An 18,072-nucleotide genomic window follows, 5' to 3' on the forward strand; every position below is an offset into this window, starting at 1 on the left:
ACATTACTACTGCACAAGATTTCAGCCTATTGCCTTACCGGAAAAAAGCAGCATTGTGTCGCCTCCATTTTCTCCCCGCAAGGCGACCCAATGATCCGCACATCGCTGATTTCGTTACTTCTTCTCAGCACGTCCCTTCCCGCCATCGCAGCGCCCGCAGACACCCCTTCCCGCGTTCTGGAAGGCCGCGACCTGTTCGCGCTGGAAGTCGCCACCGATCCGCAGATCAGCCCCGACGGCAAGACCGTCGCCTATGTCCGCAAGTCCGGCGACATCATGACGGATCGCGCGCGCAGCAGCATCTGGCTGATCGATGTCGCAACCGGCCGCCAGACTCCGATCGCCGCCGGAAACACGGGTAGCGCCACCCAGCCCAGATGGTCGCCCGACGGCAAGCGCCTGGCCTATATCTCCAGCGAGCCGGGCGGTAAGCCGCAACTGTTCGTCCGCTGGATGGCCGATCATGCGACTGCGCGCGTCACGGGGCTTCCCGATGGCCCCAAGGATCTCGCTTGGTCGCCCGACGGCACGCAGATCGCCTATGTCATGCGCGTTCCCGGCGAAGCGATGAAGCTCGGCAAGGCGCCCGACAAGCCGGAAGGCGCGCAATGGGCGCCGCCGTTGGAGATCATCGACCGCGTGGATTATCGCAATGACGGCGGTGGCTATGTGGAGCCGGGTTACGACCACATCTTCCTCGTGCCTGCCGAGGGCGGTGCGCCGCGCCAGATCAGTTTCGGGGCCTATAATGATGGTGGCCCACTCGCCTGGTCGCCCGATGGCGGCAGCATCCTGTTCACCTCCGTGCGGAAACCCGATTGGCAGCACGACGTATTTGACAGTGAAGTATACGCCCTGGACATCACGTCCGGCGCCATCACCCCGCTCACGACGCGGGTAGGTCCGGACAACAGCCCCGCCATATCGCCGGACGGCCGCCGCGTCGCCTATCTCGGCTTCGACGACAAGCGCCTTGCCTATCAGAACACGCGCCTCTCGATCATGAACCGCGATGGCAGCAGTGCCCAGACGATCACCGCCAGCCTTGATCGCAGCATCGACAAGGTGGAATGGGCTGCGGACGGCAAGAGCCTCTACGCACAATATGATCAGGAGGGCGTGAACCGCGTCGCCCGGATCGCGCTGGCCGGGAAGGTGACGCAGGTCGCCACCGGTCTCGCAGGATCGGGGCTCGACCGGCCCTATAGCGGTGGGGAGTTCTCGGTCTCCAAGGGTGGCGCGGTCGCGTTCACCAGCGGCAGCTATTATCGTCCCGCCGACATCTCGATTACGCAGGGCAGCAAGACACGGCAATTGACGCACCTTAACGACGCGCTGCTCGCGGCCAAGTCGCTGGGACAGGTGCAGGAACTCGCGGTGAAAGCGCCGGATGGCCGCACCGTCCCGGCATGGCTCGTCACGCCGCCGGGCTATCAGCCGGGTGCGCGCGTGCCGATGATCCTGGAAATACATGGCGGGCCAGCTTCAGCCTACGGCCCGGCGTTCTCGACCGACGATCAGCTTTACGCCGCGGCGGGCTATGCGGTGCTCTATACCAACCCGCGGGGGTCGACCTCCTATGGCGAAGAGTTCGCGCAACTCATCCATCACAAATATCCGGGCGACGATTATAACGATCTGATGGCAGCAGTGGATGCGGCCATAGCATCAGGCGTGGCCGATCCCGATAACCTCTTCGTCACCGGCGGGTCCGGCGGCGGCGTACTGACAAGCTGGATCGTCGGCAAGACCAACAGGTTCAAGGCGGCGGCTACGCAGAAGCCCGTCATCAACTGGACCAGCGAAGCGCTGACGATGGACAATACGCTCTTCACGTCGCGCTACTGGTTCGAGAAGAAGCCGTGGGAAGACCCCATGTCCTACTGGTCCCGCTCGCCATTGAGCCTTGTTGGCAACGTCAAGACGCCGACGCTGGTCGTCGTCGGTAGCGAGGATTACCGCACGCCCGTCAGCGAGTCGGAGCAATATTATGCCGCGCTCCAGATACAGGGCGTACCGACCGCCTTGGTGAAAGTGCCAGGCGCAAGCCACGGCGGCTTCACATCCCGCCCCTCGCAGTCCGCCGCCAAGGCCGCAGCGATCCTGGCATGGTTCGACAAATATCGTACTCAGCCAAAACCCTGATTGCGGCCTTTCTCGTTCGTGATATGTTCCAGGAATCAAGAGAGAGGATCAAGCATGGCTGACACGATTACTTTCTACACGAACCCCATGTCGCGTGGGCAGATCGTTCGCTGGATGTTGGAAGAAGTGGGTGCACCTTACGAACAGGTGCTGTTGGACTATGGCACGACGATGAAGGCGCCAGATTATCTGGCAGTGAACCCCATGGGAAAGGTTCCAGCCATTGTCCATCGTGGCAAGATCGTAACAGAAGCCGCAGCAATCTGCGCCTATCTTGCCGAAGCTTTCCCAGAGGCCAACCTTGCGCCAACGGCTGACGAGCGGGCGGATTATTATCGCTGGCTGTTCTTTGCCGCAGGTCCGGTGGAAGCGGCCGTCACCAACCGGGCGATGCAGTGGGAAGCACCCGCGGAACGCAAAATGATGATGGGCTACGGTAGTTTCGATACAGCGATGGACGGTCTGGAATCGGCATTGGCAGGCAAGGAGTGGGTGTGCGGTGACAGGTTCACGGCCGCAGACGTCTATGTTGGTTCGCAGGTCGATTGGGGTCTTGGGTTCGGTTCGATACCCACTCGCCCCGCGTTCGCAGCTTATGCAGAACGGCTGAGGGCGAGGCCTGCTTACAAACGCGCGAAGGAAATCGACAACGCCCTGATCGCCGAAGCCAAGGCTAACGCAGAGAGTGTATCCGCGAACTGAGGTGCAGATAATAGTGACTCCCGGCGTATCCTGCGCCGGGAGTCACTTAGTCCTCTGACATTAGTTTCCTACGACAGGCTTTGTCACGCTGGCATCGGCAAAACGGGCGCGGCTTTCCGCCGCAGCGATCGCCGTAGCCATTGGTTCCTGAATATTGCGCAATGCTCTCGTCCGACAAGCCTGCACCTCCCGGAAGTCCATCGAGGGGCACACGCGTGTCGCGGCATGGAACAAGCGACCCTTGAGTTCCGCACGGCCTTTGGCCTTGGTCAGATCAAGATCCCCGTATCGTACTTCCATTGTTTTGCCGTTGGACTCGAAGGTTCCGGCAAAGGCAGGGGTGCCGGCGATCAGGGCTGCGGCGGCGACGAGAGCGGCGGTAACGCTCCTGGTCTTGGGTGATGTGAACATGGAAAGTCTCCTCTAACATGATTTTCGGCCGAGAGCGGGTCTGCCCATATTGGGGGGCGGCAGATCGTCCTGGGCGGCTGGATCGTCGATCATCGAGAGACCATCCGATCCGTCCTGCCCGCTCTGTTTAGGCCTGTATGATTTTCGGTGCTCGGGCATATCGACAAGCATCCGCCGGCATCTACAAACGACGGCGGTATCGATGAACGACATTGGCGTAACGACTAACGTCGACGAAAATCCAGCTTTCCGTAACGGCAGATTTTAGTTGGCTGATGCGCGGGCTTGCGGAGGAATAAAAACGCCCCCGGTGCAAGGGATGACCGGGGGCGTATCCTGGCTATGCTGTCGGGCACTTCAGGATCTCTCAATGTCTTCGCGTCGTCGGCTTAGAACGATAGCGGCTTACCGCTGTTCTTACCTTAACCCTCGTAATCTCAAATCCCGTATTCGACAGTCGGCATTGTCGTTTCGGCAAACGACATCGAATCGGCTGAACGCGCTCCTAAGCTTAGAAATTACGTTAGTATAGCGTTAAAAGATTATAAAATGACGCCGCAAAAGGCTCAAGCTTTCGCATTAGTGCCAACCCTACGAAATCGTTTGCTTTCGTGCATATGCCTTATGACGAAATAAATTCTCCCCGACATACATTCGGACTGCAACAAGCTTGGGAATCTTGTCGACGTGCCGAACTGCTCCCATATTTACGAAACAGTTCAGGCCACGCGCCACTTGCTTCAAACGAACAAATATGGAACAAATCAGCCCATGCTGACTCACATCTCCGTGCGTGGTGCGCGCGAACATAATCTCAAGGGCGTGAACGTCGATCTGCCGCGTGACAGCTTGATTGTCATTACGGGCCTGTCGGGATCGGGCAAATCCTCGCTGGCGTTCGACACGATTTATGCTGAGGGACAGCGCCGCTACGTCGAATCTCTCTCGGCCTATGCGCGCCAGTTCCTGGAGATGATGCAGAAGCCCGATGTCGAGCATATCGACGGCTTGTCTCCGGCGATCAGTATCGAGCAGAAGACGACCAGCCGCAATCCACGCTCGACGGTGGCGACCGTCACCGAAATATACGATTACATGCGCCTGCTCTGGGCGCGCGTCGGCATCCCCTATTCGCCCGCGACCGGCCTTCCGATCAGCGCGCAGACCGTCAGCCAGATGGTCGACCGCGTGATGCAACTGCCCGAAGGCACACGCTTCTTCCTTCTCGCCCCGGTCGTGCGCGGCCGTAAGGGCGAGTATCGCAAGGAACTTGCCGAATGGCAAAAAGCGGGCTTCACACGTGTTCGCATCAACGGTGAAATGTATGAGATCGAGGATGCGCCCGCGCTCGATAAGAAGCTGAAGCACGACATCGAAGTGGTCGTGGACCGCATCGCCGTGCGCGACGATATCCAGACCCGCCTCGCCGAGAGCTTCGAGACGGCATTGAAGCTGGCCGAGGGGCTCGCCTATGTCGATCTCGCCGACGGCAACGTACCCGGCCGCAAAGACGAAACGCAATCATCGGGCAAGATGAAGAACACGGGCATCCCGGCCAACCGCATCGTGTTTTCGGAGAAATTCGCCTGCCCGGTCAGCGGCTTTACGATTTCGGAGATCGAACCGCGGCTCTTCTCGTTCAACGCACCCCAGGGCGCCTGCCCCGCCTGCGACGGACTAGGCGAAAAGCTGCTGTTTGACGCGCAACTCGTCGTACCTAATGAAAATCTGAGCCTCAAAAAAGGCGCGATCGTGCCTTGGGCAAAGTCCAACCCGCCCAGTCCTTATTATATGCAGGTGCTTGCGTCGCTTGCGCGCGAATTCGGCTTCTCGCTCGACACGCCGTGGCAGGATCTATCCGAAGAAGTGCAGCTCATCATTCTGCACGGCACTGGCGGGAAACCCGTCACACTGCGCTTTCAGGATGGTCGCAAATCCTATGACGTCAAGAAGCCATTCGAAGGCGTCATCGGCAATCTCAATCGCCGGATGCTCCAGACCGAGAGCGCGTGGATGCGCGAGGAACTGTCCAAATATCAGACCGCGCAACCCTGCGAGACCTGCCATGGCGCGCGCCTGAAACCCGAAGCGCGGGCAGTGAAGATTGCGGGTGAGGATATCTCCATATCCACGCGGCGCAGCGTAGTCGATGCGCTGGGCTTCTTCAGTACCCTGCCCGCGCAACTGACCGACCAGCAGAACCAGATCGCGAAGGCTATCCTCAAGGAAATCGTAGAGCGCCTTGGCTTCCTCAACAATGTCGGTCTCGACTACATCAATCTAGACCGCACCAGCGGCACGCTCTCCGGCGGCGAATCCCAGCGTATCCGTCTAGCCAGCCAGATCGGCTCTGGTCTTTCCGGTGTGCTTTACGTCCTCGACGAACCCAGCATCGGCCTGCATCAGCGCGACAACGACCGGCTGCTGATAACGCTGCGGCGGCTCCGCGACCTCGGCAACACTGTGATCGTCGTCGAGCATGATGAGGACGCCATCCGCTCGGCGGACTATCTGGTCGACATGGGTCCGGGCGCGGGGGTGCATGGCGGCGAAATCGTCGCGCAGGGCACCCTGTCCGAGGTGCTGGCGCATAAGGATAGCGTCACCGCCGATTATTTGAACGGCACTCGCAGGATCGAAGTCCCGACGAAGCGCCGCAAGGGCTCGGGCAAGAAGCTGACCGTTCACGGAGCGCGCGCTAACAATCTGCGCAACGTTACCGCCTCGATTCCGCTCGGCACATTCACTTGCGTCACCGGCGTTTCGGGGTCGGGCAAGTCGAGCTTCACGATCGACACGCTCTATGCCGCCTCCGCCCGCGCGCTGAACGGCGCACGGATCATCGCGGGCGCGCACGACAAGGTGACGGGCCTGGAATATTGTGACAAGGTGATCGACATCGATCAATCGCCGATCGGCCGCACGCCTCGCTCTAACCCGGCAACCTACACGGGTAGCTTCACCAACATTCGCGACTGGTTCGCTGGGCTCCCGGAAAGCCAGGCGCGCGGCTACAAGCCCGGTCGCTTCAGCTTCAACGTCAAGGGCGGTCGCTGCGAAGCATGCCAGGGCGACGGCCTCATCAAGATCGAGATGCACTTCCTGCCCGACGTATACGTCACCTGCGATGTGTGCCACGGCCAGCGCTATAATCGCGAAACGCTCGACGTGAAGTTCAAGGGCAAGTCGATTGCCGACGTACTCGACATGACCGTTGAGGACGCAGTCGAGTTCTTCAAGGCCGTCCCGCCGATCCGCGACAAAATGGCAATGCTGGTCGAAGTGGGCCTAGGCTATGTGAAGGTCGGCCAGCAGGCGACAACGCTCTCGGGCGGCGAGGCGCAGCGCGTGAAACTCGCCAAGGAACTCTCCCGCCGCGCAACCGGCAACACGCTTTACATCCTCGACGAACCCACTACCGGCCTGCATTTCGAAGATGTCCGCAAACTATTGGAAGTGCTGCATGCACTGGTGGATCAGGGCAACAGCGTTGTCGTGATCGAACATAATCTCGATGTCATCAAAACCGCCGACTGGATCATCGACATGGGTCCGGAAGGCGGCGTCAAAGGCGGTATGGTCGTTGCTGAAGGAACGCCGGAAAAAGTCGCCAGGACGGACGCGAGCTTCACCGGCCACTATCTCCGACCGATACTTGGACTGGAGCAAGCCGCGGCCGAGTAAACGTCCCTCGCCTGAAATAAGCTGGCGATCACTCTTCTGCGTCGGACATCGCCCGTGGAACAAGGGGGTGCGTCCGACGCTTCCGCTATCTGCCTGCCCCTCTCCTCCCCGACATGCCCCGCCTGCCCCGCTCTCCGACCGAAAGCCACTCATGCTCCTGCAGATTGAAGCAGACCTGAACTACCGTTTCGACATGCCAACCGACATATTGCTGGCAATTGAAGCAGCCGATTTGCCGGACCAGCGAATCATTGAAGATCGCATGATCGTGCGCGGGGCCGGCCCACTCTCTACAATTCCGGGCGGCAATCGCGTAGGTCGCCGCACATGGACACGCACGGAAACCGGCCCCTTCAACGCGAACTATCGCGCAACTATCGAAGTCGACCGCCCGCCCAGCACCATCATCGGTCTTTCGGCGTCACCCCTCCCGCAAATCCCGTCCGATGTCGTGCCTTTCCTCTGGCCCAGCCGCTATTGCGAGGCGGACAGGCTCTACAGCTTTGCGCAGCAGGAGTTCGGCGGACTGCAAGGTGGCAATTTCGCGCACGCGGCTGCCGAATGGGTGCGCGGCCACATCCGCTATGTCAGTGGCAGTTCGGACGGCACCACCACCGCCGCCGACACTTTCCTATCGCGACAGGGCGTGTGTCGCGACTTCGCCCACCTGACGGCGGCGATCATCCGCGCGCATGACATTCCCGCACGCGTCGCCTCTGTTTATGCGTGGCGGCTCGACCCACCGGACTTCCACGCCGTTGTAGAGGTATGGCTGGACAACGCTTGGCACATCGTGGATGCGACCGGCTTGGCGCCGATCGAAGGCATGGTGCGCATGGCGGTGGGGCGCGACGCAACCGATATCGCGTTCCTGACCGCGTTTGGCACTGCCACACTCGACTCGCAGACGATCACCGTCACCCGCGCCGACTGACGATCGGTTCGCGCTACTCGACGGTCACCGACTTCGCCAGATTGCGCGGCTGGTCCACGTCCGTGCCTTTTAACACGGCGACATGATAGGCCAGCAATTGCACCGGCACCGCATAGACCAAAGGCGCGATCAGCGGATGCACCTTGGGCATTTCGATGGTCGCCATGCAATTCTCGCCCGCCTGCGCGATACCCTCGGCGTCGGAGATCAGCACGACCTTGCCGCCCCGCGCCTGCACTTCCTGCATGTTGCTGACGGTCTTCTCGAACAGCGGCCCGGAAGGCGCGATCACGATCACCGGCACGGCATCGTCGATCAGCGCAATCGGCCCGTGCTTCATCTCGCCCGCCGCATAGCCCTCGGCATGAATATAGCTGATTTCCTTCAGCTTCAGCGCCCCTTCCAGCGCCATCGGATAATCCGGCCCACGCCCCAGGTACAGCACGTCCCGCGCCGGCGCGATCAGATGCGCCATTGCCTCGATTTCCGTATCGTGGTTCAGTGCCTGGTTCATCGCGGCGGGCGCTTCGGACAAGTGCCAGACGATATCGGCCTCCTCCTCCGCACTCAGCCGGCCAGCCGCCCGCGCCAGATTGGCCGCTAGCGCCGCCAGCACCGCCAATTGGCAGGTAAATGCCTTGGTGGATGCCACGCCGATTTCCGGCCCCGCGTGCGTCGGCAACAGCAGGTCCGCCTCGCGCGCCATCGAACTGGTCGGCACGTTCACGACGACCGCGATGATCTGCCCCTGCGCCTTGGCATGACGCAGCGCCGCCAGCGTGTCCGCCGTCTCTCCCGACTGGCTGATGAACAGCGCAAGCCCGCCCTTCTCCAGCACCGGATCGCGATACCGAAACTCGCTCGCTACATCGATATCGACCGGAATACGCGCAAACTTCTCGAACCAGTATTTCGCGACCAATCCCGCATAGAAGCTGGTGCCGCACGCCACGATCGTGACGCGCTTCACGCCGCCCAGATCGAAATCCATGTCAGGCAGCGACACCTGATTTTCCATCCGGCGCAGATAGGAGCGCAGCGTTTGGGCGACCACGACCGGCTGCTCGTAAATCTCCTTCTGCATGAAGTGGCGATGATTGCCCTTGTCGATCAGTGCCCCCGACACGCCCGAAATCGTCACCGGCCGCTCGACCGGGTTATTATGCGCGTCGAAAATCTCCGACCCCTCGCGGGTGATGACGACCCAATCGCCTTCTTCCAGATAGGCGATCCGCTGCGTCAAGGGCGCCAGCGCCAGCGCGTCGGACCCGAGATACGTCTCTCCATCCCCATAGCCCACGACCAGCGGCGATCCCAGCCGCGCGCCGATCAACAGATCAGGATAGCGGCGGAACAGGATCGCCAGCGCGAAAGCTCCATGCAGACGCGGCAGCACTGCCGCCACAGCCTCGCGCGGATGCAGGCCCTGCTCGACTTGCTCGCTAACCAGATGCGCGACCACTTCGGTGTCCGTCTCACTGTCGAAATGCCGCCCCCGCGCGATCAGCTCGTCCCGCAGCGTTTTGAAATTCTCGATGATGCCATTGTGCACCAGCGCCACTTCCTTGGTCGCGTGCGGATGCGCATTGCTCGTCGTCGGCGCGCCATGCGTCGCCCAGCGGGTATGCGCGATGCCCGTGACACCCGGCAGAGGCTCGTCCCGCAACTCGCGCACGAGGTTCAGCAGCTTGCCTTCCGCCCGCCTCCGCTCCATCGCATTGTCATGGATGGTCGCCACGCCCGCACTGTCATAGCCGCGATATTCCAGCCGCTTCAGCCCATCGACCAGCCGATCCGCAACATCGTCCGCCCCGACGATCCCGATAATTCCGCACATCTTACTTCGCCGCCTTCTTAGCGGCCTTCAGGGCCGCCATCTTCTCTCGAAACTTCGTTGCCCACCCGGACCGCATTTCCTGCTTGCCCCGCGCCACCGCCAGGTCGCCCGCAGCCACATCGCGCGTCACCACCGATCCTGCGCCAACGATTGCGCCCTCGCCAATCGAAACCGGCGCGACCAGCGCGCTGTTCGAGCCAATAAACGCCCCCGCGCCAATCTCCGTGCGGTACTTCAAAAACCCGTCATAATTGCAGGTAATCGTCCCCGCCCCGATGTTCGCGCCCGCGCCCACGTTCGCGTCGCCGATATAGGACAAGTGGTTAGCTTTCGCACCCTCGCCCAGCGTCGCCTTCTTCACCTCGACGAAATTGCCGACCTTGGCCTTCACACCGATGTCCGCACCGGGCCTTAGCCGCGCATAAGGCCCGATCTCCGCCCCGCTGCGCACCGTGGCACCCTCAAGATGCGAAAAGCCATGGATGACGACATCGTCCTCAACCACCACACCCGGCCCGAAGACGACATGCGGCTCCACCAGCACGTCACGCCCCAGCACCGTATCATGCGCGAAGAACACCGTCTCCGGAGCGACCAGCGTCACACCTTCCCGCATCGCCTCGACCCGCCGCTGCGCCTGCCATGCCGCCTCGACCTGCGCCAGTTCGATCCGGCTGTTGACGCCAGCGACCTCGAACGAGTCCGTCTCCACCACGGCGCTCTTCTGCCCCGGCAACATGATGATATCGGGCAGATAATATTCGCCCGCCGCATTGGCGTTGCCGATCTGATCCAGCAGCACGAACAGGTCCGTGGATCGCGTCGCCATCAGGCCCGAATTGAACAGCGTCACTGCCCGCTCGGCTTCGGTCGCGTCCTTATACTCGACCATCTTCTCGATGATGCCCTGCCCGTCCGCGATGATCCGCCCATAAGCGCCACCTTCATCGGAGCGGAACCCCAGCACCACCGCGCGCGGATCATCGCCCCGGTTCAGCCGCTCGATCAGCGACCGCATCGTCGCGCTGCTGATCAGCGGCACATCGCCATAGAGGATCAGCACGTCGCCCACGAACCCGGCCAGCGCATCATGCGCCTGCGCGACAGCGTGACCCGTGCCGAGCTGCTCGCTCTGCACCGCAATCGCAACATTATGTCCGGCAACCGCAGCCTCCACCTGCTCGCGTCCAGCGCCCACCACCACGACCTGCCGCTCCGGCGCCAGCTCCGACAAACTCGCCAGCAAGTGCAGCAGCATCGGCCGCCCAGCAACAGAATGCAGCACCTTGTGCTTCGTGGATTTCATACGAGTCCCCTGCCCGGCGGCAAGGATGATGGCGGCGATAGGGCGTGTCACGATCGGGGGATGTCCTGCGGATCGAAGAGGTTGTGCTCACCCTCTGCCATGTTTGGCTTGCAATGGCCACAGCGCAGCGGGCATGGGCAGCACCCATGGCAGACATTCCTTTCGAAATCGTAGGCTTCGACCTCGACGGCACCTTGCTCGACACCAGCGGAGACCTCGCGGCGGCGGTGAACCATGCCGTGACGAAGATCGGTCGCCCCGCTTTTCCGGTCGAGGCGATCCGCCCGTTTGTGGGAAAAGGCGCGCGGGTGATGCTGGAGCGGGCGCTGGCGGCTTCGGGGGAATGCACGCCCGCGTTACTGGACGAGCGCCTCCCCGTGCTGCTCGATTATTACCAGCAGAACCTCGCGATCCACTCCATCCCCTATCCCGGCTGCGTCGCGGCGCTCGATGCCTTGGCATCGCGCGGCATAAAGCTCGCCATCTGCACCAACAAGGCGGAGCGTTTCGCCATCCCGCTGATGGAGCAGATCGGCCTGTCCGACCGCTTCGCCACGATCATCGGCGGCGATACCGTCGGCATCGCCAAGCCTGATCCGGCCCCTATCCACGAAATGATCGCCCGCGCAGGCGGCGGCCGCACCGTCTTCATCGGCGACACGATCAACGACATAGCCGGCGCACGCAACGCCGGTATCGCCAGCATCGCCGTCAGCTTCGGCTTCCTCGAAGGCCCGGTAGAAGCGCTGGAGGCGGACGCCGTCATTCATCATTTCGACGAACTGCTGCCGACGCTGGAAAGCTGGCCCGCATGAGCCTCCGCCTCGAACGGGACGGCCCGATTGCACGTCTGCTATTCGACCGCCCAGACAAGCGCAATGCCATGACACAGGCGATGTGGGCGACGCTTCCCACGCTGGTCGAGCAGGCGATGAGGGACGACAGCGTCAATGTTCTGATCCTCACTTCCGCCACCCCGGGCCTTTTCTGCGCAGGCGCGGACATCGGCGAGTTTGCCGAATCCAGCACGAGCGAAGAATGGCGCATCACAAACCAGAACGCGATCCGTGCCAGTCACGCAGGGTTGGCCCATGCGCCCAAGCCCGTCATCGCGGCCATCGACGGCGACTGCATAGGCGGCGGCTGCGGCCTAGCCATGGCCTGCGACATCCGTATCGCCGCGCCGCACGCCCGCCTCGGCATCACCCCTGCAAAGCTTGGCATCGTTTATTCACTCTTCGACACCAAGCTGCTCGTCGATCTCGTCGGCCCCGGCCAGGCCAAGCGCCTCCTCTACAGCGCCGCGCTGATCGATGCCGCCGAAGCGCTCGCCATCGGCCTGGTGGAGGAAATTGCCGAAGACCCCCTCACCCGCGCCGAGACGCTAGCGCAGACGATCGCCGCCAACGCGCAACATTCCGTGCGCTCCACCAAAACCGTCATCCACCGCATTCTGGACGGGCAGGCCGACGATGACGAGGAAACCATCGCCCTCTTCCGCGACGCCTTCGCCCGTCGGGAATTTGCCGAACGCGTCTCCGCTTTCAGAAACCGCCGCCCCTCCGGCAAGTCGGACAGTTAAACTGGCCGATGCCCCCTCCGCCACTTCGTGAACAAGTGCCGCATCAACATCGCAGGCGGCATCCGCAGCCAGTGCGACCGCAGATAAAACCCGAACCGCACCGCCTTGCGCGTTTCCTGCCCCCATTCATTGCGCGCCAGCAACCGAGCGACAATCAGCCGATCCGCCACCGGCAGCGGGGCGCCATCTCCATACACATGCCGCGCCAGCCGCACCGCCTGCGCGACATGCGCGCGCAAGCCATGCAGCGCCGCCCGCCGGTCCAGCGCCGCTGCGTCCGGCAACTCGCCGAGCAGGCAGTGTATATCCCACAAATTCCGCAAGCCCCCCGCCAAATCCCCATCCGCCAGCATATGCGCCGCCGCATGGACGATCCGATCCTCAGGCGAGAGCACCCGCAGTCCGTCCGGCAACTCCACGCTATCTGCAATCAGCGCCCCGGCGTCCGGCGTCTGCCGCGCCGTTAGCGGCAGGATCGTATGATGCACATCGATCATCCGGTCCCGCTCACGATGGATAAGCGGCGGCAATTCATGCATCCACTGCCGGTAATAGGCGTCGTCATAGGGATCGGGCTTCACCCATTCCCAACCCGCCGCCAGCAGCGCCGCCTCCACGGCATCCAAAGCGTCGCGCGGCATCAATATATCGAGGTCGCCGATAAACCGCCCCCGCGCCGCCGCCAGCCCCGCTGCCACATAGGCCGTACCTTTCAGCAGCACGACCGGCACGTCCAGATGCGCCAGCGCCACCCGCGCCCGATCCGCTTCCCACAGCGCCTGCCGTGCCTCACGCTCCGCCTCCAACCGCGCATCGGCCAGGATCGGCCGCACCGCATCGGGCACCTCAATGCCCTCCAGCCGATAGGCCAAAGTCCCGATCAGCCGCTCCGCCCGTGCCGCCGCGACCAACCCATTCCACGCAGCGCCCGACAAGCCCGCCACAGACGCAGGGTCGCGTAAGGCACGGACGAGCAGCACCGCACTCACCCTAGCTCCCCCCACAACCGCTCGACCAAGGCAATCGCCTCATCGCCGTTCGCAAAGTCGATCGCCTGCGCAGGCAAGTCCGCCACGAACCGGCTCAGTGTCGAGAACCCGGCCTCCCGCAATGCCGTGTAATTTGTGGAAGCCTGCGTCAGCCGCATGAACACTTCACCCGGCCCGACATCCCGCACATCCGCCGCAAAGCCAAAGCGCGGAAAAAGCAACAGCGCCGGAACAGCCCCTTCGCCCATCCGCGCCACTGCCTCGCCGCGCGGCATGAGATGCCGGATATCCCCCTTAGCCGTATCGAGCAGCAACGGCCCAAACCGCGCCGCCTCCACTTCCGCCTCCATAACACCAACCGCCGCATTCTTCAGAGACACCAAGCGCGGAAAGGCAAATGCCTCCCCCGTCAAAAGGTCCAGCAGCGTGAACTCGTCCCCCATGAACCGCCAGCCGCGCTCACCCAACAACGCCGCCAGCGTCGACTTGCCCGACCCGGACTCGCCGGTCATCACCAGCGCCCGTCCGTCCTTCTCCACGCAGGACGCATGCAACAGCAGATGCCGCCGCCACCCCAGCGCCATCTGCAAATTCATCCCCATTTCCGCCGCCAGCAGCCCATGCCGCAGCGCCATCGGCGCGGCATCCGCCAGCCCATGATCGCCGGTAATGAACACCGAAGGCCGCACGAGCCTGCGCCAAGGCCGCGATGGCTCCAGCCGCACAGTGAAATCCGCAATGCCGTCCTCAGGCTCCGGATAGCCCCGATAGAGTTCCGCCAGTTGCGCGATCGGCGCGCGCCACGCCGATCCCACGCGGAAACTCGCAGGCCCGATCCGCAAGCTGATCGTATGCCTCATGACCGCCGCACCAGCCCCAGCCCCGCCATCTCGTCCAGATGCACCTGTATCGCGGGCACAGCCTCTGCCGCATTACCGATATCGAACTGGGTCGAGAGTACAGCCACGACCTCGCCAGCCGTCATCGCCGCCGACCCCAACCCCGCCAATATCTCCGGCACCGGGCTCGCCACCATATGCGTCTGCCCCGAAGGCCGATGATAGATCAGCATGATGTCATCCAGCGCCCGAACGATCATCGCATCGGCGCGTTCGGCACGATATTGGGGAAGGAAATCCGTCACGTCGCGGATGTTACAACGGCGGCGTTAAAAAAGCCCGTGCCTCAGCGCGGCATCTGCAAAGAGGCATAGCAGGTGAACCCGCTCGTCCCCGACTGCAACCGGCGGATATAGTTCAAATAGGCCCGGCTCTGCTCATAGCTCGCCCCCGGAAGCGAGCGCCCGCCCAGCGCCGCCTTCACCTCTTCGCCAGTGAACGGCCGCGCCGGTCCCGCAAAAGCGCCTTTGGTCCCCGCTGGCACCAACGCACCGTCAGGCGCGATCAGGCTGGTGGCACGCGCAGGGTCGGGCACTGGCACCTGACAGTTCAGCACCGAAGCCGCCGTCTGCGCCAGCGCGGGACGGATCGACACAATCGCAGACGCCGCCACGGCTCCACCAATCAGCAAGCGGCGACGCGATGTCGCGGGCGTAGCGTCCGCCCCTCGCTCATCCAAAGGCGACCGCCCCTCTGTTTCTCGCTCGCTCATGACGATTACCCATCGCAGCAATGGCGCGAATAATCTAGGCCAGTAACCATGAATCGCACCAGCCTGCTTCAGATCCTCGTCGCCATAGCAATCATAGCGGCGGGTGCGGCAGGCACTTTGCTGTTCGGCGGCTTCTGGCAGAACGCTGCGATCTCTGCAGCGGCGGGCCTGCTCGCTCTCTTCATCCTCGCCGACCGCCCGCCCCCGCCGACCGCCTCTACACTGGATATACCCGCCCCCGGCGAAGCGAACGACATCCTCGCCAACGCGGATTTTGACGCGATACTGGAAGGCATTACCGAGCCGGTTCTCGTCGCGGCGCGCGGCAAGATCGTTCGCGCCAATCGAGCTGCGCTGCGCCTGCTCGGTACGCATATCGTCGGTGAAGACGCGCGCATCGCCATTCGTCACCCTGCCGCCGCTGAACGTCTCGCCAGCCCCGGCCCGCTCGCCGAACCTATTTCGATCAATCTGGTGGGCCTCGGCACGCGCGAGCAGCGTTGGGAGATGCGGATTGCGCCGCTCGCCTCACCCGACCGCTATGGCGCGAACGAGAACCGCCGCATCGTGCATCTGATGGACCGCACCGGCAATTACGCTGCGGAGAAGATGCGCGTCGATTTCGTCGCCAACGCCAGCCACGAATTGCGCACGCCACTCGCTGCGATCCTGGGTTTCATCGAGACCCTCACCGATCCGATCGCTGGCGAGGACAAGGACACGCGCGGTCGTTTCCTCAAGATCATGGATGGCGAAGCCCGCCGGATGCAGCGCCTTGTCGAGGATCTGATGTCACTCTCTCGCATCGAAGCGGAGAAGTACCGCACGCCCGACGCCGCCGTGGACCTGCGCGAACTGACTTCAGAAGTGGCGGCCTTCTTCCGTGATGGACACGACGAACGCGGCAAGGATGTCGTTGCGCAGATCGACGGCGGCACGCCTGCCGTACAGGGCGACCGCGCCCAACTTTCGCAACTGCTGCACAATCTTGTCGGCAACGCCGCGAAATATGGCCGCCCCGGCACGCCGATCACCGTCCACCTTGGGCCAGGGTCATCAGGCATGGTGCGCCTCACCGTAACCGACGAGGGCGAGGGCATTGCGCCCGACCACCTGCCGCGTCTCACCGAGCGTTTCTATCGCGTCGACTCCGGCCGCAGCCGTGCGATGGGCGGCACCGGCCTCGGCCTCGCCATCGTCAAGCACATCGTGGAGCGCCATCGCGGTCGCCTCGACATCGCCAGCATCGTCGGCAAGGGCACGACGATCACCATTCTCATCCCCGTGGCCGAAGCATAACAGCGACTGGCCCCACCTAGGGCTGCTTGCCTTCGGCTTCCGGCACTGGCGCGCCGATCTTTCGCGCTACCCGCCCGACTTCCTCGTCGCTGGGCGGCTCCGGCCGCTCGACGCCGGCAATGGCCGCTTCGTCAGGGATTCCCGGCCCCGTCCCCGCCATACTCTCATCCCTTGCCCGTTCATTCTGGCCGTCCGTGATCTTCTTGTCCTCCGCCATAATCGCCTCCACCGAAAACAGCCCACAACGCGTGAGACGAGAAAAAAGATCATGTGGCGGGCAATCAATCCATGCCTTGAGTTCGCCCGCACCACTCGCCCGTTTTCACCACAACTTACCGCAAAATCCTGCGTCTTTTTAAGAGGTCAGCCGTTGGGCGCACATCAGTCAGGAGAGAACCATGAAACGCCACATCTTGATATTTTCCGCCGCCGCCTGCCTCACCAGCGCAGGCTTTGCGCAAAGCGCGCAGACCGGTTCCCACAACCCAGCCATCAAGGACGGCAAGCCCCACACGATCAACGCTGCGGCAAAGGGTGCCAACTCATTTACCGAGGATCAGGCACGCGGTCGCTTCGAAAAGGCGGGCTATACTGGCATCGGCAAGCTGACGAAGGCCAATGGTCTTTGGTACACCACCGCAATGAAGGGCGGCAAGAAAGCCACCGTGATGCTCGACTACAAGGGCAACATCACCACGAAATAACCGTACTCAAGGAGATAAGCGATGTCGAAAACTGTCACGCGCCTGTTCGACGATTATTCGGACGCCCGCAATGCCGTCGAGGAGCTGGAGCGCCTGGGCATTAACCACAACGATCTCAGCATCATCGCCAACAACGCGGAAGGCCGCCACGGCGAGCATGGCAAGCACCACGACGGTGACCATGACGGCGTGAACGATCATGGCGATGTCACGCGCGGCGTTAGCACCGGCGCGCTCCTCGGCGGCGCGGGCGGCCTGCTCGCGGGCCTTGGCCTGCTCGCGATCCCAGGTCTTGGCCCGATCGTGGCGGCGGGCTGGCTCGCTTCGACGGCGGCAGGCGCAGGCATCGGCGCGGCAGGCGGTGCTGCCACGGGCAGCATCGTCGGCGCGCTCAAGAACGCCGGTCACTCCGAAGACGAAGCGCATGTCTATTCCGAAGGCGTGCGGCGCGGTGGCACCCTGGTCAGCGCCAAGGTGCCCGACGATCTCGTGCCCGAGGCAGAGGCCGTCCTCCAGCGCAACCGCTCGGTCGATGCACAAACCCGCGGCGCGGCCTATCGCCAGAGCGGCTGGACAAGCTTCGATGAAAACGCGGTGCCCTATACAACCGAGCAGGTCACGCGCGAGCGCGGTCTTTACACTGGCGGCACCTATCAGGAATCATCGCCCCGCTAACGCACCGAAGGCGTGGAACACGAAAACCCGGCAGAGCGATCTGCCGGGTTTTCTGTGTGCCTTTTACGTGGGCAGAAGATCGCCCTGCCCAAGCCACTTCTCACGCGAGCCGTCACCCACACCCCTTCCCTAGAGGGAGAGGCAGCAAAACTTGGCGGCTGAGCCGTCTGATCGGAGGGGGCCGCCCATCGAG

17 protein-coding genes are annotated in these 18,072 nt (G+C 62.8%); 9 read left to right on the forward strand and 8 right to left on the reverse strand.

Features of this window, described 5'->3' with window-relative positions; translation table 11 throughout:
- The first annotated feature begins 90 nt into the window (after positions 1–90).
- On the forward strand, positions 91–2,145 hold the full coding sequence (locus C1T17_RS14935; protein ID WP_104954121.1) for an alpha/beta hydrolase family protein: 2,055 nt from the start codon (positions 91–93) through the stop codon (positions 2,143–2,145).
- A 54-nt stretch (positions 2,146–2,199) separates the two neighbouring features.
- Positions 2,200–2,847 (forward strand): glutathione S-transferase family protein, encoded by a 648-nt coding sequence (locus C1T17_RS14940; protein ID WP_104954122.1) that lies wholly within the window; start codon positions 2,200–2,202, stop codon positions 2,845–2,847.
- Between the two features lie 60 nt (positions 2,848–2,907).
- On the opposite strand, the gene C1T17_RS14945 is transcribed toward C1T17_RS14940, so the two are convergent.
- The gene (locus C1T17_RS14945) at positions 2,908–3,258 is read right to left on the reverse strand and encodes a UrcA family protein (protein WP_104954123.1); all 351 of its coding nucleotides are present in this window, start codon (positions 3,256–3,258) and stop codon (positions 2,908–2,910) included.
- Between the two features lie 771 nt (positions 3,259–4,029).
- Here C1T17_RS14945 and uvrA point away from each other — a divergent pair.
- Together uvrA and C1T17_RS14955 are read left to right on the forward strand one after the other, a co-directional pair.
- Positions 4,030–6,942 carry an excinuclease ABC subunit UvrA gene (gene uvrA, locus C1T17_RS14950; protein WP_104954124.1) on the forward strand — a complete coding sequence of 971 codons (2,913 nt, stop codon included), beginning with the start codon at positions 4,030–4,032 and terminating at the stop codon, positions 6,940–6,942.
- Positions 6,943–7,093: 151 nt separating this feature from the next.
- On the forward strand, positions 7,094–7,876 hold the full coding sequence (locus C1T17_RS14955; RefSeq protein WP_104954125.1) for a transglutaminase-like domain-containing protein: 783 nt from the start codon (positions 7,094–7,096) through the stop codon (positions 7,874–7,876).
- A gap of 13 nt (positions 7,877–7,889) precedes the next feature.
- Here the strand turns inward: C1T17_RS14955 and glmS are convergent, their stop codons facing one another.
- Positions 7,890–9,713, reverse strand: a complete 1,824-nt coding sequence (glmS, locus tag C1T17_RS14960; RefSeq protein WP_104954126.1) for a glutamine--fructose-6-phosphate transaminase (isomerizing) — start codon at positions 9,711–9,713, stop codon at positions 7,890–7,892.
- 1 nt (position 9,714) lies between these two features.
- Positions 9,715–11,019 (reverse strand): bifunctional UDP-N-acetylglucosamine diphosphorylase/glucosamine-1-phosphate N-acetyltransferase GlmU, encoded by a 1,305-nt coding sequence (gene glmU, locus C1T17_RS14965; protein WP_411269242.1) that lies wholly within the window; start codon positions 11,017–11,019, stop codon positions 9,715–9,717.
- Positions 11,020–11,165: 146 nt separating this feature from the next.
- Between glmU and C1T17_RS14970 the strand changes: the two genes are divergently transcribed.
- Positions 11,166–11,834, forward strand: coding sequence for an HAD family hydrolase (locus C1T17_RS14970; protein WP_104955269.1), 669 nt, complete (start codon positions 11,166–11,168; stop codon positions 11,832–11,834).
- The gene (locus C1T17_RS14975; protein WP_104954127.1) at positions 11,831–12,601 is read left to right on the forward strand and encodes an enoyl-CoA hydratase/isomerase family protein; all 771 of its coding nucleotides are present in this window, start codon (positions 11,831–11,833) and stop codon (positions 12,599–12,601) included. The genes C1T17_RS14970 and C1T17_RS14975 overlap by 4 nt, the downstream gene beginning before the upstream one ends.
- Here C1T17_RS14975 and C1T17_RS14980 read toward each other — a convergent pair.
- The 4 genes from C1T17_RS14980 to C1T17_RS14995 are packed head-to-tail and all read right to left on the reverse strand — an operon-like array spanning position 12,598 to position 15,201.
- Positions 12,598–13,590 (reverse strand): nucleotidyltransferase family protein, encoded by a 993-nt coding sequence (locus C1T17_RS14980; RefSeq protein ID WP_104954128.1) that lies wholly within the window; start codon positions 13,588–13,590, stop codon positions 12,598–12,600. The two genes, C1T17_RS14975 and C1T17_RS14980, sit on opposite strands and share 4 nt — an antisense overlap.
- Positions 13,587–14,450, reverse strand: coding sequence for an HprK-related kinase A (locus tag C1T17_RS14985; RefSeq protein ID WP_104954129.1), 864 nt, complete (start codon positions 14,448–14,450; stop codon positions 13,587–13,589). The genes C1T17_RS14980 and C1T17_RS14985 overlap by 4 nt, the downstream gene beginning before the upstream one ends.
- The gene (locus C1T17_RS14990; protein ID WP_223262630.1) at positions 14,447–14,734 is read right to left on the reverse strand and encodes an HPr-rel-A system PqqD family peptide chaperone; all 288 of its coding nucleotides are present in this window, start codon (positions 14,732–14,734) and stop codon (positions 14,447–14,449) included. Before C1T17_RS14990 ends, C1T17_RS14985 begins: the two co-directional genes overlap by 4 nt.
- Positions 14,735–14,775: 41 nt before the next feature.
- Complete coding sequence (locus C1T17_RS14995; protein ID WP_104954130.1) at positions 14,776–15,201, reverse strand: hypothetical protein; 426 nt, start codon at positions 15,199–15,201, stop codon at positions 14,776–14,778.
- A 48-nt stretch (positions 15,202–15,249) separates the two neighbouring features.
- On the opposite strand from C1T17_RS14995, the gene C1T17_RS15000 reads away from it, so the two are divergent.
- Positions 15,250–16,500, forward strand: coding sequence for an ATP-binding protein (locus C1T17_RS15000; RefSeq protein ID WP_104954131.1), 1,251 nt, complete (start codon positions 15,250–15,252; stop codon positions 16,498–16,500).
- A 16-nt stretch (positions 16,501–16,516) separates the two neighbouring features.
- Here the strand turns inward: C1T17_RS15000 and C1T17_RS15005 are convergent, their stop codons facing one another.
- The gene (locus tag C1T17_RS15005; RefSeq protein ID WP_104954132.1) at positions 16,517–16,717 is read right to left on the reverse strand and encodes a hypothetical protein; all 201 of its coding nucleotides are present in this window, start codon (positions 16,715–16,717) and stop codon (positions 16,517–16,519) included.
- Between the two features lie 181 nt (positions 16,718–16,898).
- Between C1T17_RS15005 and C1T17_RS15010 the strand changes: the two genes are divergently transcribed.
- Both C1T17_RS15010 and C1T17_RS15015 read left to right on the forward strand, forming a co-directional pair.
- Complete coding sequence (locus tag C1T17_RS15010) at positions 16,899–17,204, forward strand: hypothetical protein (RefSeq protein ID WP_104954133.1); 306 nt, start codon at positions 16,899–16,901, stop codon at positions 17,202–17,204.
- 21 nt (positions 17,205–17,225) lie between these two features.
- On the forward strand, positions 17,226–17,879 hold the full coding sequence (locus C1T17_RS15015; protein WP_104954134.1) for a hypothetical protein: 654 nt from the start codon (positions 17,226–17,228) through the stop codon (positions 17,877–17,879).
- Positions 17,880–18,072: the final 193 nt, after the last annotated feature.

This window comes from Sphingobium sp. SCG-1 (assembly GCF_002953135.1).
Taxonomy (GTDB): Bacteria; Pseudomonadota; Alphaproteobacteria; order Sphingomonadales; family Sphingomonadaceae; genus Sphingobium.

What these genes read in the sequence shown, in the direction of transcription:
- glmS (WP_104954126.1), bottom strand. Translation starts at nt 9,713, where the DNA reads ATGTGCGGAATTATCGGGATCGTCGGGGCGGACGATGTTGCGGATCGG.
- C1T17_RS14955 (WP_104954125.1), top strand. Translation starts at nt 7,094, where the DNA reads ATGCTCCTGCAGATTGAAGCAGACCTGAACTACCGTTTCGACATGCCA.
- C1T17_RS14975 (WP_104954127.1), top strand. Translation starts at nt 11,831, where the DNA reads ATGAGCCTCCGCCTCGAACGGGACGGCCCGATTGCACGTCTGCTATTC.
- C1T17_RS15005 (WP_104954132.1), bottom strand. Translation starts at nt 16,717, where the DNA reads ATGGCGGAGGACAAGAAGATCACGGACGGCCAGAATGAACGGGCAAGG.
- C1T17_RS15010 (WP_104954133.1), top strand. Translation starts at nt 16,899, where the DNA reads ATGAAACGCCACATCTTGATATTTTCCGCCGCCGCCTGCCTCACCAGC.
- C1T17_RS14970 (WP_104955269.1), top strand. Translation starts at nt 11,166, where the DNA reads ATGGCAGACATTCCTTTCGAAATCGTAGGCTTCGACCTCGACGGCACC.
- C1T17_RS15000 (WP_104954131.1), top strand. Translation starts at nt 15,250, where the DNA reads ATGAATCGCACCAGCCTGCTTCAGATCCTCGTCGCCATAGCAATCATA.
- C1T17_RS14940 (WP_104954122.1), top strand. Translation starts at nt 2,200, where the DNA reads ATGGCTGACACGATTACTTTCTACACGAACCCCATGTCGCGTGGGCAG.
- C1T17_RS14985 (WP_104954129.1), bottom strand. Translation starts at nt 14,450, where the DNA reads ATGAGGCATACGATCAGCTTGCGGATCGGGCCTGCGAGTTTCCGCGTG.
- C1T17_RS14935 (WP_104954121.1), top strand. Translation starts at nt 91, where the DNA reads ATGATCCGCACATCGCTGATTTCGTTACTTCTTCTCAGCACGTCCCTT.
- C1T17_RS14995 (WP_104954130.1), bottom strand. Translation starts at nt 15,201, where the DNA reads ATGAGCGAGCGAGAAACAGAGGGGCGGTCGCCTTTGGATGAGCGAGGG.
- C1T17_RS14945 (WP_104954123.1), bottom strand. Translation starts at nt 3,258, where the DNA reads ATGTTCACATCACCCAAGACCAGGAGCGTTACCGCCGCTCTCGTCGCC.
- uvrA (WP_104954124.1), top strand. Translation starts at nt 4,030, where the DNA reads ATGCTGACTCACATCTCCGTGCGTGGTGCGCGCGAACATAATCTCAAG.
- glmU (WP_411269242.1), bottom strand. Translation starts at nt 11,019, where the DNA reads ATGAAATCCACGAAGCACAAGGTGCTGCATTCTGTTGCTGGGCGGCCG.
- C1T17_RS15015 (WP_104954134.1), top strand. Translation starts at nt 17,226, where the DNA reads ATGTCGAAAACTGTCACGCGCCTGTTCGACGATTATTCGGACGCCCGC.